Below are 15,753 nucleotides of genomic sequence, written 5' to 3'. Positions count from 1 at the left end.
CGATCCGGAAGATTTTTATGGGCGCTGCCCAAACCCGCAATTTTTGAAAAAATTGCGTAAACTTTTTTTGTTTTTAGGAGGATAATTTAGCGTTAGCTAAATTTCAATGCCCGACCGACACTCCGTTAAACCATAATTCACCCCAACTTAATAAAAAATCTGATAACAAGATAAAAATTACGGCTGTTGCTTAAATCGCAACAGCCGTTTAATTTATCCAAAAACTTTTAAAATCTCGTCCTTATGAGCCATAATTGCATCATACCCCTCTTGAATAGTATCGTCAACACTGTCGATAGAAAAAAGGGCGGTATTTTCATTCTTTATCTGCACGGCGAGGTCGGCAAGCTTCATTGACTCTCTTGTACTGTCAATTGAATACACATCGAGAGCACGCCATATAACCTTAATAAGTCCGTCAAGACCTGCGTCCGGTTTATACTGCAAAATATCAAATCCGATTGCAAGCACCTTGCCTACGCCCATATCCTTTAACACTCTTACAGGCAGGTTATCCTTTGAACCGCCGTCAACAAAGTCATATTCTTTATACGGGCAGGTTGTGTAAATTGCAGGAAACGACATACTCGCTCTTACCGCAACATCGAGCGGAACATCTGTAAGATAGTGTATATGTTCTCTCTCAAGGTGTTCGTCATAGGTTGTAAAAATACATTCGTCTGTTGTCATTGTGTCAACGGTACAGACAGAAAGATTAATCGGCAAAGACTTAAAATCATTTTCAAGTCCCTTTGAGGCAAGCACTTCTTTTACAACATCAGAAATTATTTCGCCGTTTTTTATGCCGTTTTTCTGAATTTTTTTATAAACGATAAACTGCGCAAGTGCCTTGAATATAAGTCCGTTGTCAATTTCGGCAAGAATTTTCCAATATTTTTTTGCTACCTCGTGCATTTCTTTCGGTTCAAGCCCCATAGCAACCAACATTGCCATAATAGAACCCGAGCTTGTTCCCGAAACATATTCGGGTCTTATACCAAGTTCATATAAAGCGGTTACCGCACCGATGTGCGCAATACCCTGCAATCCGCCGCCTGAAAAAACAAATCCAATCGCATCTTTTCTGTCTTTCATAATTTTTCGCAATCCTTATCTTTATTAATAAAATTTGTACACATTACAATAAGATTCGGTTTCCACAAAGTAATCGTACCAATTGTAAAACTCGTCAAAGCTGTAATCCTTTGAAATCAAGTCATAATTCTTGAATTTTGTATTCTCTGTAATATACTTAATTACCTTGTCTTTGTCGGCAAGTCTTGAAATGTAAACTGTAATTTCATTCTCATTCGCAAGTTTTAAATCCGTTTTGATAGCCTGCATACTGTCGGTCTTTTCCTTTTCACTGCCGTTATTCATATAACCGTCCATAAACTCGGTAATCTTTCCGTTGGTAATTACTCCCCTCTTCTCTGCAAAATTCTCAAGCTCATTTGCAAGAGCAGGAGAAAAATCAGCCGTCTGAACAATCATAGTTTCATCGTAATTTGCAAGCTTGTCAATGCTCTTGTTCCACTCAAGCATTGCAGTGCCGACAAATACGCATTTAGAAGTCTGCGGAGTGTAAAGCTCCGTCTTTACACCGTACATATAGTACGGCTTTACAGTGATATATCCGATTGCACAGGTAACCGCAAGGCAAATCGGTACGGCTGTTGTGAGCCATTTTTTGCCCGTAACTCTTGTAAATTTAATAAGTGCAAGCACAAATACAGTTACAAGCATCGGCAAAGACGCCATAATGTAGCGGTCGCTGTTAAACGGAGAAACAAGCGAAATTGCCACAAAATAAACAAGTGACGGAACAAAAGCCATAAATGCGGTACGAGAAAGTTTTTCCTTTCTGAAAAAGCGCAGGTAAATCCAAAAACCGATAAGAGCAATACTGCAGAGAGCAAGCAGCCATATTTGATTTAAGAACACATCTTTGGCAAGCACCTGAATGTATGTGCCGATTTTATACGCAAAATAAGTAACAACGGTAATCGGGTCAATTGAAATGCTAAGCGAACCGAAACCACGGTTGCCGCCGAGCACATTCGTAATAATGTACGGATAAATACAAAGTGCCGCCGCACTGCCGAGAACAGCAGTAATTATGTACTTTATTAAATCCTTTATGTTTCTTTCCTTAATTTGGAACACAAGCATAATAAGACCTGTAAGTCCCTCAAATAAGATGAAGTAATACTGCGTAAGCGTGCCAAGCAATGTTATAAGCCCTAAAATCAAGAAATCGGTAAATTTTGCGGTATTCTTTCTCTCAAAGATTTTTAGGTTCATATAAATCATTGAAAGCACAAAAAATGTAAGCGTTGCGTACATTCTCAAATAAATAGTCATTGTAGTACAGGCAATACTGAACGCAAAAGCGCCTGTCGCTATGAGAGCATAGAGATTATTTTTGGTAATTCTCTTTACGATTTTAAACAGCATAATCAAAATGCCTGCCATTGCAAGAACATTTATCGAAAACGCAAAATATCTTGAGAATTGATTTGGAAACAGCGAGCATACAGTATGCACAAGTCCGTAGTAAAAAGGCGGATGAGAAGCGTCAATTATTTGATTTTCATAAACCTGTTCATAATTAAAGCGGTCACCGTCCGATACGGAAAGATAGTCGATAAAATCGGCACCGCTGTTCCATTCACCGTCAGTTTTGAGTGTATTAGCCGAATTTGCAAGATTATATGTCAAAAGCTCATCCTCGTGATAGCCCTGTTTGTTCATCATAAAAACAGTGCTTAGCGCAAGGCTTAAAACTATGACAACAGCAAGAAAAATTCTTGATTTTTTGTCTGAAATATTCATATATTACCTCATATTTTTATCCGTTCTGAATTTTAAAAAATATTATACCAAAATTTTACAATATAGTAAACATACAAAACATTGGTTTTTATATGTAATTTTTCAAATATTTACTGTGCTTTAGCTAAACAAGAGCAAAAACAATGTACCATTATTTATTTTAACGAACGAATGTGACTTTTGTGTTACAAAGAAAAAATTATTTTGTATAAAAATCAAGCCGACACAGATGTTTTTATTTTATCGGTTAAATCCCGTTTTTCAAAAAATACTTAATAAATTCTCTTATATACCTTTCCTGCGGAGTAATAATTTCAATGTCAACATCAGTATATTGTTCGACATATGCATTAAGCGCTTCTTTTAAATTTGATTTAGACTGCATATAATCATTCGCTATATAATCTAAATCCATACTAAATTTTAAAAGCAAAATTGCCGATACAACACCTGTCCTGTCTTTTCCGGCATTACAAAAATACAGTACATTGGACTTTGCGTTGCAAATCAAATCAATTATTCTGTACATTTGACTGTCAAGCATATTAATATAAGATTTCGATACATCATCAACGCTTTTCTAAACAATATCTCCGCCCGTAACAGGCATAGAATAATATTTAAATAAATTATCGGTTTCTAACTTGCACTTTTTATTTATTAAAAAACTCTTTCATTGCCGCAATCATCTTATCCATTTCTTCATCTCTACCTATAGAAATTCTTAAGTAGTTATCAATTCTCGGAACATTAAAATATCTGATAAAAATTTTCTTGGTTTTCAGATATTCAAATATTTCTTTTGCGGAATATTCTTTATGAGTGGCAAAAAGAAAGTTTGTTGCGCTCTTTTTTACATCAAAGCCAAGCGCAATGAGTTCATCCCTTACCCTCTCTCTTGTAGCGATAACCTTATTAACACATTCCTTAAAGTATTCCTCGTCATTCACAGACGCAGTACCGACCTCAAGTGCAATGCTGTCCATAACATATGAATTGTATGAATTTTTAACGGTTTCAAGCGTAGCAATCAACTCTTCACTGCCGATTGCAAAGCCGATACGCATACCTGCGAGTGAGCGTGATTTTGAAAAAGTTTGGGTAACAAGGAGATTTTCGTACTTCTTTGTAAGCTCAACGGCAGACTCTCCGCCAAAGTCAACATAAGCCTCGTCAATAATAACAACGCTGTCGGGATTATGCTCAACAATGTTGATTACAAAGTCAAGCGGTTTGCAAATGCTCGTCGGCGCATTCGGGTTAGGAATAATAATACCGCCGTTCTCCGTATAGTAATCTTCGGCGTGAATTTCAAAATTTTCGTCAACAGGGATTGTCTTGTACGGAATTTTTATAAGCGAACACCATACAGGATAAAAAGAATAGGTAATATCAGGATATAAAATCGGCTTATCAGAATTAAAGAAAGCCATAAAAGACAATGCTATTACATCATCCGAGCCGTTGCCGACAAATACATTATTTCTGTTTACATTATATCTTTGAGCAATGGCATCTTTTAAAATTACCGAATCCGAATTAGGATATTTTTTTAGCCCCTCACTGTTCTGTGCGTATTTTTCAAAAACTTTTTTAACCTGCGGTGACGGCGGATAGGGATTTTCGTTTGCGTTAAGTTTAATCATATCCTTATCGTTTGACTGTTCACCTGCTACATACGGTTTTATTTTTATAAGATTTTCTCTCCATTTTCCCTGCATTTTGATTTCTCCTTTTATAAATATTTTTTAACAATCGGGCAATAATCTTTGAAATCAACGGATTATCCGCCCCGAAAAAAGTTTGTCAGCCTAAAAAGGCTTGACCTGAATTTTTAAATTATTTCGCTTAACCCGTGCGCTAAGCTATAATTTATCCCAACTTTTGATAAAGAACCACAAAATTTTTCTTAAATTCCAAAACAGGTCACGAAAAATCGTGACCTGTAATTAACTGTGTACATTGTAAACAGCGAAAAAGCGTTAAGCCTTTGCCTTGGCGTCACTCTTAAAGAGTGCTGTAAGAGTTTTATTATCTGCTGTGCCTGACTGTTTAAGTCCGCTCGCTTTTTGGAAATCTTTTACAGCCTTTTGAGTAACTTTGCCGTAATAACCCGTCACATTATCCTTATCTGTAATGTAACCGAGGTCAAACAAACGCTGCTGCATAGCCTTTACATTATCGTTTTCATCGTCAAGTTTAAGTGAAAGACCGCTTACCTTTATTTTGTATTGGCTTTCAACCGAACCGTTTGCATTTGCGGCAGTTGTTGCAGCCTGCGTGGTTGTCTGTGTATTTGATGCCGATTTTGTAGCTGTTGTTGCACCCTCAACGGCTGACGGAACAACCGATTCGGAGGTTGCGTCCGTATTTTTCTTAAGTCTGTCGGGATACATAAAGTTCATAATCTTATTCAATGTAAAAAGTGAAGTTGTACCCATTCTGCTGATTTCTTCCTGTGAAATCATAAGAGTTTGTTTATTCTTAACAGCTTTTAATCCCTTAAGGTCAGAGTCATTCTTGATAAACTGCAAAGTTGCGTCATCGTCATACAATATATAATCCGGATTTGCAATCTTTAAAATTTTTGTGTCAATCTCGCTTTCGGATACATTTACAGCGGCATTTACCGCACCTGTGTATCCCAAAAGCATATCGCCGTATGTTCCGCTGTGGAGAGTATGGAGCTTATCTCCCTCAAGGTACAAATAGCAAATTGTTTTGGAAACATTGCTGTTGACTTCGGCTTTGTAAGTTTTCATGGTGTCAATTAAATCTTTATAAGAATCTTCACCTGTTTTTGCTCCGTCAACAGAACCGCCAAGAATCTTTCCGAGAGTAAGATACACGGTTTCAAGCTCTGTTGTGGTTTCGGGTGAAGCAACATTTAGCACCATAATACCTGCGTTGGTAAGCTCTTTCTTTGCATTTTCGTCAAGTGTGTCATCTGCAAAAACAATATCGGTTGCATACGATTTGATTTTTTCAACATCAGGATTTGCAGCTGAACCCACACTCGGTGCCACCGATAAAAAGTTTTGAGTAACCTCGTCACTTCTGCCTACCATTTTCTTGGCATAACCTAAATAAGAAATAATGTCTGCCGTTTCGTCAGAAAGTACAACGATATCTTTTGGCTCGGTTTCTATAGTAATATCCGCAACAGACACAGGATAGTTTTTATTGTCGCCGCTGCAGCCCGCAAGTCCCGCACAAGCTGAAACAGCAAGTGCCGACGCAAGGAATACTGAAACAATTTTCTTCATTATTTACCTCCGTTTATTTAGCAAATAGAGATTCAATATAATGCTTTGCACATCTCGGTGAACGACCGCCTCTTGAAAGTGCAAAACGCTCTGCGCCTGCCTCAAGCTCTTCTTCTGTAAGATTAACTCCGTTTTCTTTGGCAAGAGCAAAAACAATGTCAAGAAATTCTTTCTTTGACGGAGCAGAATAACATACCGACAAACCGAAACGGTCTGAAAGCGAGAGTGTTTCCTGCATATTATCACGGGTGTTGATATCATCATCCGTACGGTCGGCAAAGCTCTCCTTAACAAGATGACGACGGTTAGATGTCGCATAAATAAGCGCATTGTCAGGACGAGCCGCAATACCGCCCTCAAGCACCGCTTTCAATGTTGTGTAACTCTGATCCTGCTTTTGGAAAGAAAGGTCATCAATAAATATGATAAACTTCATAGGCAGAGTTGCAATCTTATCAACCAGAATCGGGAAGTCGATAAGTCTTTCCTTTGGAATTTCAACAATTCTCAAGCCGTCTTTGCGGAATTCATTTGCAATGGCTTTAACGGTAGAACTTTTACCTGTACCCATATCGCCGTAAAGCAGGCAGTTATTGCAAGCCTTACCCTCAATAAAGGATTTTGTATTGCCGACAACGATGTCACGCTGTCTTTCGTAGCCTGTAAATGAATCCATATCGATTTTATCGGGGTGAAGAACAGGCTGAATATCGCCGTCACGCCAAATAAACGCCTTATAACGGGCAAAAATACCGCAGCCGTTTTCTTTATAATACTTAGCTACCTTTTCAAGCGAACCGTCAAACATCTTAAAGCTCTCTGCACACTCGCCGCACTCCCATTTTGGAAGATGCTCGGCAACATAGCCCATATCGGCAACGGTTGCCAAATCATTTGATGCGCAATAGCACTGAATAAGCTCTTGAGAAGTAAGTGAAGCGGCATTTAAAATAGCCTGACAGTCACGCTTTACGGCTTTTAAAAGATTGTCGGGAAGTGTGTTGTACTTACCGGCAGCCGCAGCTCTTGTAAAGCAGTTTTCATCAAACAATGCAGCCTCGGTAAATGCATAGGCAAGGCGATTGCTACAGCCTCTTTCACTGATAAGAGAGAAAAACTCGCCGTATGCGTTTAAAAACTCCTCGGGCTTTTTGTCCATAGAATTTAATAATTTGTAATATGCCTTTGGTACGCTTCTGTTTAAAATTCCTCTGAAAATCGAGAGGGACGAAAGCGAAAATAAAATTTCTTTTGCTTTATTCATAATCATCATTCCATTCCTCTTAATTGTACGACTTTTTTCGTTTTAAGTCAATATTTCCTCAAAAAATATGACTTTGTTTTAATTTTCAAAAGTGAAAAACAAACAAAAAATGTATTGCATATTGTTATTTTTTGCTTTATTTGCAATAATTTAAAAAAATTCAAAAAAAGTGTTGACAAATACAATTTAATGCTGTATAATACTAAATGTTCTCTTGTGAGGACACAATTAAACAGTTGGTGTTGATGACGCTGAGGGTCCACCTGTTCCCATACCGAACACAGAAGTTAAGCTCAGTGGTGCCGAAAATACTTGGCTGGTGACGGCCCGGAAAGATAGGGAGATGCCAACATAACAAAATCCATCTGATTTAGGTGGATTTTTCTTTTGCAAAATTTTAGGTAAATTTGGGTTTAGCTGTTCTTTATCAAAAGTTGGGGTAAATTATGATTTAGCAAATTGCTTTGCCAATTAATTATAAAAGTTTTGTCGACCGACACTTCGCTAAAACATAATTTACTAAAATTACTCAACTTTCAAAAAACCGCAGTAACAAAAATAAACTCCGTCCCATATTATAAAAAATTTTAAAAAATGTATTGACAAATACAATTTAATGCTGTATAATATTAACTGTTCTCTTGTGAGAACACAATTAAACAGTTGGTGTTGATGACGCTGAGGGTCCACCTGTTCCCATACCGAACACAGAAGTTAAGCTCAGTGGTGCCGAAAATACTTGGCTGGTGACGGCCTGGAAAGATAGGGAAATGCCAACATAATTAAATCCATCTGATTCAGATGGATTTTTTCTTTTGCGATTTTTAATTTTAAAAACAAAAACAGCCCTGTCATAGTTTAAATTATGACAGGGCTTTACTTAACTGTAATTCAATTTTGAATTATGCTTTCTTCTGCGTTCTCTGCTGTTCTGAAAACTTTTCTCTTGTTTTCTTTACAATATCAAGCTGTGAAGAAAGTGTTTCTTCTGTTGTCTTTAAAATGCTGTCAGAGTAAACATTTGTAGCTGTGCGGATTTCCTTTGATTTTGCCTTTGCATCGTCAACAATTTCCTTAGCCTTAACCTTTGCCTCACGAACAAGCTCGTTCTGATTGAGGATTGTCTTTTTGCGCTCTTCGGCATTGCGAATAATGTTTTCTGCCTCTTTCTTAGCCTCTGTAAGAATTGCTTTTCTGTCGGCAACTACATTCTTTGCCTGGCTGATTTCTGACGGCATTGCGTCCTGAATCTGCTCAATAATGTTGTACATCTCATCGCTGTCAACCATTACCTTGCCGCCTGAAAAAGGTACAGACTTAGCCGAGCCGAGTATATCCTGAAGCTCTAAAATTAAATCATCAATTTTCATAATTTATTATCTCCTTTATTTAAGGTTTACTTTTCTTTGTTTACTTTTCTTTTTTATAAAGTCTTTCAACAATTCTGTCATGAATCATCTCGGGAACAAAATTGCTTATATCACCGCCGAGAGAAGCTACCGTACGCACCATACTTGAACTTAAATACATTGACTCCGACTCCGCTGTCAGAAATATTGTTTCAAGCTGCGGATTAAGCCTTTTATTGGTGAGTGCCTGCTGAAATTCATATTCAAAGTCAGACACAGCTCTTAATCCTTTTACTATTGCGTCAACCTTGCGCTCTTTGCAATATTGAGCAAGCAAGCCGCTGTAGCTTACTATTTCAACATTCTCGATACCTGCGGTTGATTCCTTTAAAAACTGTATTCTCTCCTCCGCAGAAAAGCTCGGAGTCTTTTTTTCGTTGGTAAACACACCGACTATAACCTTGTCAAACATATTTGCGGCACGCTTGATAATGTCGATATGTCCCAGCGTAACCGGATCAAAACTGCCCGGACAAATAACTGTTTTTTCCATTACAAAAAATCCTTATGTCTGAATGTGCTTATTTTTATTTTACCATAGCGATATTCTCTGTCAAGTACAAAATCGCCGTAATTTGCAGAAATTTGTTCGTCAAAGGGATTTTCTGCAATAATTATGCCTGTTTCACGCATATTCTCCGCCACAATAGGAAGTGCGTCCTGCAAAATTCCTTTTTTGTACGGCGGGTCTAAAAACGCTATGTCAAACTCGGTTGAGTTCATAGAAAGAAAGCTGCGGTAATCCATTGCAAACAGCTTTGCCTCTTTGTCAAATTTAACCGCAGAAACATTTTTTCGCACTACATCAAGCGATTTTTTTGATGCATCAACAAAATACGCCGAGCTTGCGCCTCTGCTTATTGCCTCAATACCCATCTGTCCCGAGCCTGCAAAAAGGTCGAGAAATGTATGCCCCATAATTTCAAACTGTATAATTGAAAATACGGCCTCTTTTATTCTTTCGGTGGTAGGTCTTACATCTTCTCCCTCAAGGGTTTCAAGTCGCCTGCCTTTTGCCGTTCCTGTTATTACCCTCATAACATCTTCCTTTTTTTCGTATAAAGCATAAAAGCACTTATTACGAATGTATTTTCTTCAATATTACATAATTATAACATATTATTACAAAAATTACAACATTTTTATTAATTCAATTTTCTGTCGTTTTTTCATTTGAATGAAAGTATCTGTACACTGCTATTGCCGCATTTTTTGTCATTTGCGGACATCCCTCAAGCTCTTCAAGATCTGCCTTTGAAATATTGTCAATCGTCCTGAAATACTTAAGCATTGCCCTTGCTCTCTTCTCCCCTATGCCGTCAATATCGGTAAGCGAGCTTTTAAAAGTATTTTTACTTCGCCTGCTGTGGTGATAGCCGATTGCAAAGCGGTGCACTTCGTCCTGCATTTTGCTAAGGAAAGTAAACAGTGCCCTGCGTGAGCTGACAGAAATTTCTCCGCCGTCACCCGTAACCGCCCTTGTACGGTGTTTGTCATCTTTAACCAAGCCGAAAAGCGGCACATCAATATTCATTTCCCGCAAAACTTTTTTTACTACCGCAACCTGACCTTTACCGCCGTCAAGCAAAATCAGGTCGGGCAGTTTTCCGAAGCCCTCGTCTGCCTTTTCAGCTTTATAGTATTCGTCAAATCGTCTGCCGATAACCTCCGCCATAGATGCGTAGTCGTCCTGTCCCTCAAAACCCTTTATCTTAAATTTTTTATAGGCGCACTTGTACGGCTTGCCGTTTTTATAAACAATCATACCCGCAACATTTTCCGTACCGGCAAGGTTTGAAATATCGTAGCTTTCAATGTATTGCGGTATTTTTTCAAGTCCGAGCAATTCCTTAAGCTCTTCAAGTACACTGTATTCCTTGACTGTCGCACCCTTGCGCTGTGCAAGTTCTTCGGCGGCATTTGAACGGCACATTGCCATAAGCTGTGCCTGCTCACCCCTTTGCGGAACTGTAACATACACCTTACTGCCACGCTTTTCGCTCAGCCAATCCTGCATTGCGGTCAATCCGTCAAAATCTTTGTCAATGGCAATATTTTTCGGTATATCGTCACGAATAGTATAGTAGCGCAAGATAAATTCCTCGGTTTCACTGTCACTGTCACCCGAATCAAAAACAAAACTTTCTCTGTCAAAAAGCCTGCCGCCCTCAAAGCGAAATACCTGATAGCAGGTCTTTTTTCCGTCCGAAAAACTGCCGATAACATCTTCGTCGAGAACCTTGTTTGCAACAACCTTTTGCTTGTCCCCCATTTTTTTAATTGAGCTGATTTTATCACGGATTCTTGCGGCTCTTTCAAATTCAAGATTTTCTGCCGCCTCCTCCATTTTCTTAGTGAGGTCTTTAACCGAATTTGACGAACCTCCCTTTAAAAACGCAAGCGCCTGTTCTACGCTTTCGTTATAATCGGCAAATTTCACCTTTCCCGTGCACGGAGCGGAACAAAGTTTGATATGATAGTTAAGACACGGTCTGCCCTTGCCAAAATCCTGCGGGAACTTGCGATTGCAGGTTGGGAGCATAAAAATTTTGTTAGCCTCCTCAACTGCGCTCTTTACATAGTAACTGCTTTTGTACGGTCCGATGTATTCGGCATTATCGTCATTTTTCTGGAGAACATAAGAAATTTTGCGCCATTTGTCGCCGCTGACCTTGATGTAACTGTAGCCCTTATCGTCTTTAAGGAGAATATTATATTTTGGGGTGTGCTGTTTAATCAGACTGCACTCAAGAATGAGCGCCTCAAACTCGCTGTCTGTGATAATGTATTCAAAGTGGTCAACATTGTCAACCATACGGCGCACTTTTTCTGCGTGGTTGTTTTGAGAACCAAAGTATTGGCTGACACGGTTTCTCAAAGCCTTTGCCTTTCCGATGTAAATAATTTCACCGTCAGCGGAATGCATAATATATACCCCGGGCAAAAGAGGCAGTGCCATAGCTCTTTTGCGAAGTATTGCCATTTTGGGATTCATTGATATTCTCCTTTGAACGAAGTTTTCAACATTTTATTATAATAGCGTTAAAAGATTGATTAAAAATTCCGTAATAAACAAACTTTAATCATAAAACAGAGTATAAAAAACCGATTTTATATTTTCTTTGTTAATCTGAATTTATATCACAAATCCGCCGTTTACACCGAGGACTTGTCCTGTAATAAACTTTGCCTTATCCGAGCACAAAAACAATGCGGTCTGCGCTATATCATCAGGTTCGCCGAGCATATTGAGCGGAGTTTCATCTTTTAATTCATTCACAGTCTGCTCGTCAAACGATTTCATCATATCGGTCATCACAACTCCGGGTGCAATGCAATTGACACGAATACCCGAAAGTCCGACTTCCTTTGCAAGCGCCTTTGTAAGTCCGATTACGCCTGCCTTTGCGGCGCTGTAATGCACCTCGCAGGACGCACCTACCTGTCCCCACATTGAACTGACATTTAGTATAACCCCGCTGTGATTTTTTATCATAAAGCGTTTCAGTACCTCTCTTGAACAATAAAAAACACCGTCAAGGTTAGTGCCTGTCATTCTTCTCCAATCCTCATCCGTTATATCCGTAAAAAGTTTTTGCTGTGCTATTCCTGCGTTATTCACAAGCACATCAACATTGCCGAACTGATTTTCAACTTCGTCAAAAAGGAAAGTAACTTCTTGCGAAGATGAAACATCCGCTTTAACAGGTAATGCAGTCGAGTTAGTTTCGTTCTCTATCTTTTTTGCAAGCGCAAGCGCCTTGTCTTGTGAATTGTTATACTGCAAAACAACATTGTATCCGTCCTTTGCAAAAGCAAGCGCCGTTGCCGAGCCGATACCGCCCGACGCTCCTGTGATTACCGCTGTTTTCAAATCTTCATCTCCGTTTCATCTCCGTTTTATTTATACGATAATTATAGCATCTATAAATTACATTTACAAGATTAGGTTATTTGGCAACGGTTTGAAATAAATAAAAACAGCTTTGAATCGGCATAAGCGAAAACAAAGCTGTTTGTTTAAATATTGCGGCAACTATAACTAAATAAAAATAAATTTAAATCTAAATTATCTCTTTAAGGTTTTTCACCATATCGGCAATAACTTCCATAATTTTTTCAGTCGGTTTTTCCTTAAGCAATTTGTCAAGATTTTCTTCAAAATCCTTTGGTAAAATTTCACAGCGCTCCTTGCAAATTTGAACAAGTCTTTTTTCTCCCGGGTGGGTAAGTCTGTTCACTGCAAAAATAACATCAAAATAGCTTGCAACAAAAGCGGCTGTTCTGTGATTTACACTTACAAAATCGTTTCTGTCAATCGCTTTTTTTATCTGCTTGTCAAATGACGGCAAAATACCCGAAAGCATCTTCATATTTAAATCTATAATATTTTGACGGAGTTCTTCGGGATACGGTACGGTAAACTTCTTTTTCAGTTCTGCATATTTACCGCTTGGGTCATACACGATCTGCGATGTAATAATGTTATGCCAAAAACAAGTTGTATAACCGTGGTTTGCGTGATGTTCAAAAACAGTATAGCTTATAAATTTATCGAATTTATTCATAGGACGGTATATAATGTCCATAGGAACACCGTCTTTGAGTATAATATTATCTTCAAACTCCCAATAATGATTGCCGATTTCCATTTGTGAACAGTAAGGCGCAAGGATATTTTCTCTTACACCGTTGTCGATGTTATCTGTAACATACACATAAACATCATAATCCGATTTTTCGTCAAAAACACCGTTTGCACGAGAACCGCCGAGAGCAATAGCCTCTACCTGCGGCAATGCGGAAAGTTTTTCAAAAATTTCGTTTACCATAATTCACCAATCTTGTTAATGTATAGCTTTTTTAATTTCCGATAAAAAGGTTCTTTGTCAAAAGTTTTGGAAATTATGGTTTAGCGCATAGCTTTAGCTAAATAATTTATTAATACTACTCCAACATTTAGGACAGAACCTTTAATTTTGCAAAAAAGCGGCAAAGTTTTGCCTTCGTTGCCCATAAATTACATAATAGACTTAATAAGTCCGCCTTTTTTAATAATGTTCTGAATAAACTCCGGGAAAGGCTCTGCCTGATAAGTCTTGCCTGTTGTTTCGTCTGTGATAACACCTGTATCAAAGTTTACGGAAACAACATCGCCCTCTTTGATTTCCTTTGCTGCCTCGTCACACTCAAGAATCGGAAGACCAATATTGATTGAGTTGCGGTAGAAAATTCTTGCAAAAGTCGAAGCAATTACGCAGGAAATACCGCTTGCTTTAATTGCAATCGGTGCGTGTTCTCTTGAAGAACCGCAGCCAAAGTTCTTTTCGGCAACCATAATGTCGCCCTCGTGAACCTTATTTACAAATTCTGCGTCAATATCCTCCATACAGTGAGCGGCAAGCTCTTTGTGAGATGCTGTGTTGAGGTAACGAGCAGGAATAATTACATCTGTATCTACATTGTCGCCAAACTTGTGGACTGTACCCTTAGCGTTCATAATCAGTACCTACCTTTCAAAAAATCAAAGCTTTGCAGGGTCTGTAATGTAACCCTTAACAGCACTTGCGGCAGCTACAGCCGGGCTTGCGAGGTAAACCTCACTGTCAACATGACCCATTCTGCCTACAAAGTTACGGTTTGTTGTTGAAATAGCTTTTTCGCCTGCGGCAAGAATACCCATATGTCCGCCAAGGCAAGGGCCGCAAGTCGGAGTAGAAACTACTGCGCCTGCCTCAATAAATATATCAAAAAGTCCCTCGTGCATAGCCTGTAACCAGATTGCCTGTGTACCCGGGAAGATAATGCATCTTACATTCTTTGCTATCTTTCTGCCCTTGAATACCTCTGCGGCAGCTCTAAGGTCGGTAATTCTGCCGTTTGTGCAGGAACCGATAACGCACTGGTCAATCTTAACCTCTGTTTCGCCGATTTCGTCAACTGTTCTTGTGTTTTCCGGAAGATGCGGAAAAGCAACGGTAGGACGAATTTCACTAAGGTCAATTGTGTATTCCTCGTCGTACACAGCGTCCTCATCTGCTGTATATTCAACAGGTGTACCCTGATATCTGCCGTTGCAGTATTCACGGGTTACATCGTCAACAGGGAAAATACCGTTTTTAGCGCCTGCCTCAATAGCCATATTTGCAATGCAAAGTCTGTCATCAATGTTGAGGTGCTGAACGCCCTCGCCTGTAAATTCCATTGATTTGTAAAGCGCACCGTCAACACCTATCATACCGATAATGTGGAGGATAACATCTTTACCGCTTACAAATCCCTGTGGCTTGCCGACAAGATTAAATTTAATAGCGGCAGGAACTTTGAACCATGCCTTACCGCTAATCATACCTGCGGCCATATCTGTTGAGCCGACACCTGTCGAAAATGCACCGAGTGCACCGTATGTACAGGTGTGAGAGTCTGCACCGATGCACAAACAACCCGGTCCGACAAGACCCTGTTCAGGCAAAAGTGCGTGCTCAATGCCCATCTGACCTACATCTCTGTAGTTTTTGATGTCGTATTTATCTGCAAAAGTTCTTACCTGCTTAACCTGTGTAGCCGCTTTAATATCCTTATTAGGAGTAAAGTGGTCCATAATCATAGCAATTTTAGTGTTATCAAATACTGCTGTTGCACCGTTCTGTTCAAAAACATTGATTGCAACAGGTGATGTTACATCGTTACCGAGTACCATATCGAGTTTAGCCTCAATAAGCTGACCTGCCTTAACCTCTGAAAGACCTGCGTGAGCCGCAAGAATTTTCTGTGACATAGTCATACCCATAAATATCACTCCTTATATTTTTTCTAATATCATTATTACATACCGCTTGCAAAAAGATTGTAAAGTATGCTACAATTAAAATAAAATAAGAACTTTGTCGCTAAAATATGGTTTATCACTCAATTTTAGCCAAATAATTTTAAAATTTAGGTCAAGCCTTTAAAAAGGTTGACCAAACTTTTATAAGAT

13 protein-coding genes, 2 rRNA genes and 1 pseudogene are annotated in these 15,753 nt (G+C 38.9%); 2 read left to right on the top strand and 14 right to left on the bottom strand.

All coding sequences use genetic code 11. From position 1 onward, the window contains the following. Window positions 1-213 precede the first annotated feature (213 nt). From AAAY30_RS09650 to AAAY30_RS09625, 6 genes and pseudogenes are all read right to left on the bottom strand, one after another. A complete protein-coding gene (locus tag AAAY30_RS09650) occupies window positions 214-1,095 on the bottom strand; it encodes a patatin-like phospholipase family protein (RefSeq protein WP_294667911.1) in 882 nt (293 codons plus the stop codon). A 24-nt stretch (window positions 1,096-1,119) separates the two neighbouring features. Further along, complete coding sequence (locus AAAY30_RS09645; protein WP_302190560.1) at window positions 1,120-2,835, bottom strand: glycosyltransferase family protein; 1,716 nt, start codon at window positions 2,833-2,835, stop codon at window positions 1,120-1,122. Between the two features lie 247 nt (window positions 2,836-3,082). Then, window positions 3,083-3,394 (bottom strand): annotated as a pseudogene (locus AAAY30_RS09640) (tyrosine-protein phosphatase); the annotation flags it as partial. Between the two features lie 94 nt (window positions 3,395-3,488). Further along, window positions 3,489-4,556 (bottom strand): histidinol-phosphate transaminase, encoded by a 1,068-nt coding sequence (hisC, locus tag AAAY30_RS09635; RefSeq protein WP_295025360.1) that lies wholly within the window; start codon window positions 4,554-4,556, stop codon window positions 3,489-3,491. 261 nt (window positions 4,557-4,817) lie between these two features. After that, window positions 4,818-6,101, bottom strand: coding sequence for a peptidoglycan-binding protein (locus AAAY30_RS09630; protein WP_499215794.1), 1,284 nt, complete (start codon window positions 6,099-6,101; stop codon window positions 4,818-4,820). Between the two features lie 13 nt (window positions 6,102-6,114). Then, window positions 6,115-7,374, bottom strand: a complete 1,260-nt coding sequence (locus tag AAAY30_RS09625; RefSeq protein WP_022234321.1) for an ATP-binding protein — start codon at window positions 7,372-7,374, stop codon at window positions 6,115-6,117. Between the two features lie 226 nt (window positions 7,375-7,600). On the opposite strand from AAAY30_RS09625, the gene rrf (AAAY30_RS09620) reads away from it, so the two are divergent. Next, window positions 7,601-7,717: ribosomal RNA gene (gene rrf / locus AAAY30_RS09620) — 5S ribosomal RNA — on the top strand. Between the two features lie 310 nt (window positions 7,718-8,027). Next, a 5S ribosomal RNA gene (gene rrf / locus AAAY30_RS09615) occupies window positions 8,028-8,144 on the top strand. A gap of 123 nt (window positions 8,145-8,267) precedes the next feature. Here the strand turns inward: rrf (AAAY30_RS09615) and AAAY30_RS09610 are convergent. The 8 genes from AAAY30_RS09610 to leuC all read right to left on the bottom strand — a co-directional run bounded on the left by AAAY30_RS09610 (window position 8,268) and on the right by leuC (window position 15,564). Further along, complete coding sequence (locus AAAY30_RS09610) at window positions 8,268-8,735, bottom strand: ATP synthase subunit B family protein (protein WP_022234320.1); 468 nt, start codon at window positions 8,733-8,735, stop codon at window positions 8,268-8,270. A 40-nt stretch (window positions 8,736-8,775) separates the two neighbouring features. After that, complete coding sequence (gene coaD, locus AAAY30_RS09605; RefSeq protein WP_022234319.1) at window positions 8,776-9,267, bottom strand: pantetheine-phosphate adenylyltransferase; 492 nt, start codon at window positions 9,265-9,267, stop codon at window positions 8,776-8,778. Beyond that, complete coding sequence (gene rsmD / locus AAAY30_RS09600; protein ID WP_022234318.1) at window positions 9,267-9,812, bottom strand: 16S rRNA (guanine(966)-N(2))-methyltransferase RsmD; 546 nt, start codon at window positions 9,810-9,812, stop codon at window positions 9,267-9,269. Before rsmD ends, coaD begins: the two co-directional genes overlap by 1 nt. Before the next feature lie 112 nt (window positions 9,813-9,924). Then, entirely contained in the window at window positions 9,925-11,769 is a 1,845-nt protein-coding gene (gene uvrC, locus AAAY30_RS09595; protein ID WP_186935338.1) for an excinuclease ABC subunit UvrC, read from the bottom strand. Between the two features lie 141 nt (window positions 11,770-11,910). Beyond that, complete coding sequence (gene ymfI, locus AAAY30_RS09590) at window positions 11,911-12,648, bottom strand: elongation factor P 5-aminopentanone reductase (RefSeq protein WP_303248596.1); 738 nt, start codon at window positions 12,646-12,648, stop codon at window positions 11,911-11,913. Between the two features lie 190 nt (window positions 12,649-12,838). Continuing rightward, complete coding sequence (locus AAAY30_RS09585) at window positions 12,839-13,606, bottom strand: nucleotidyltransferase domain-containing protein (protein WP_302488123.1); 768 nt, start codon at window positions 13,604-13,606, stop codon at window positions 12,839-12,841. A gap of 188 nt (window positions 13,607-13,794) precedes the next feature. Further along, a complete protein-coding gene (gene leuD, locus AAAY30_RS09580) occupies window positions 13,795-14,274 on the bottom strand; it encodes a 3-isopropylmalate dehydratase small subunit (RefSeq protein WP_022234314.1) in 480 nt (159 codons plus the stop codon). Between the two features lie 24 nt (window positions 14,275-14,298). Continuing rightward, window positions 14,299-15,564, bottom strand: coding sequence for a 3-isopropylmalate dehydratase large subunit (leuC, locus tag AAAY30_RS09575; protein WP_337781841.1), 1,266 nt, complete (start codon window positions 15,562-15,564; stop codon window positions 14,299-14,301). Between the last annotated feature and the right edge of the window lie 189 nt (window positions 15,565-15,753).

It is taken from the genome of Ruminococcoides bili, assembly GCF_040093295.1.
GTDB classification, from domain to species: domain Bacteria; phylum Bacillota; class Clostridia; order Oscillospirales; family Acutalibacteraceae; genus Ruminococcoides; species Ruminococcoides intestinale_A.
Note: the sequence above shows the minus strand (reverse complement) of the source record. Positions and strands in the feature narration are given on the sequence as shown.

What these genes read in the sequence shown, in the direction of transcription:
- AAAY30_RS09650 (WP_294667911.1), bottom strand. Translation starts at nt 1,095, where the DNA reads ATGAAAGACAGAAAAGATGCGATTGGATTTGTTTTTTCAGGCGGCGGA.
- AAAY30_RS09645 (WP_302190560.1), bottom strand. Translation starts at nt 2,835, where the DNA reads ATGAATATTTCAGACAAAAAATCAAGAATTTTTCTTGCTGTTGTCATA.
- hisC (WP_295025360.1), bottom strand. Translation starts at nt 4,556, where the DNA reads ATGCAGGGAAAATGGAGAGAAAATCTTATAAAAATAAAACCGTATGTA.
- AAAY30_RS09630 (WP_499215794.1), bottom strand. Translation starts at nt 6,101, where the DNA reads ATGAAGAAAATTGTTTCAGTATTCCTTGCGTCGGCACTTGCTGTTTCA.
- AAAY30_RS09625 (WP_022234321.1), bottom strand. Translation starts at nt 7,374, where the DNA reads ATGATGATTATGAATAAAGCAAAAGAAATTTTATTTTCGCTTTCGTCC.
- AAAY30_RS09610 (WP_022234320.1), bottom strand. Translation starts at nt 8,735, where the DNA reads ATGAAAATTGATGATTTAATTTTAGAGCTTCAGGATATACTCGGCTCG.
- coaD (WP_022234319.1), bottom strand. Translation starts at nt 9,267, where the DNA reads ATGGAAAAAACAGTTATTTGTCCGGGCAGTTTTGATCCGGTTACGCTG.
- rsmD (WP_022234318.1), bottom strand. Translation starts at nt 9,812, where the DNA reads ATGAGGGTAATAACAGGAACGGCAAAAGGCAGGCGACTTGAAACCCTT.
- uvrC (WP_186935338.1), bottom strand. Translation starts at nt 11,769, where the DNA reads ATGAATCCCAAAATGGCAATACTTCGCAAAAGAGCTATGGCACTGCCT.
- AAAY30_RS09585 (WP_302488123.1), bottom strand. Translation starts at nt 13,606, where the DNA reads ATGGTAAACGAAATTTTTGAAAAACTTTCCGCATTGCCGCAGGTAGAG.
- leuD (WP_022234314.1), bottom strand. Translation starts at nt 14,274, where the DNA reads ATGAACGCTAAGGGTACAGTCCACAAGTTTGGCGACAATGTAGATACA.
- leuC (WP_337781841.1), bottom strand. Translation starts at nt 15,564, where the DNA reads ATGGGTATGACTATGTCACAGAAAATTCTTGCGGCTCACGCAGGTCTT.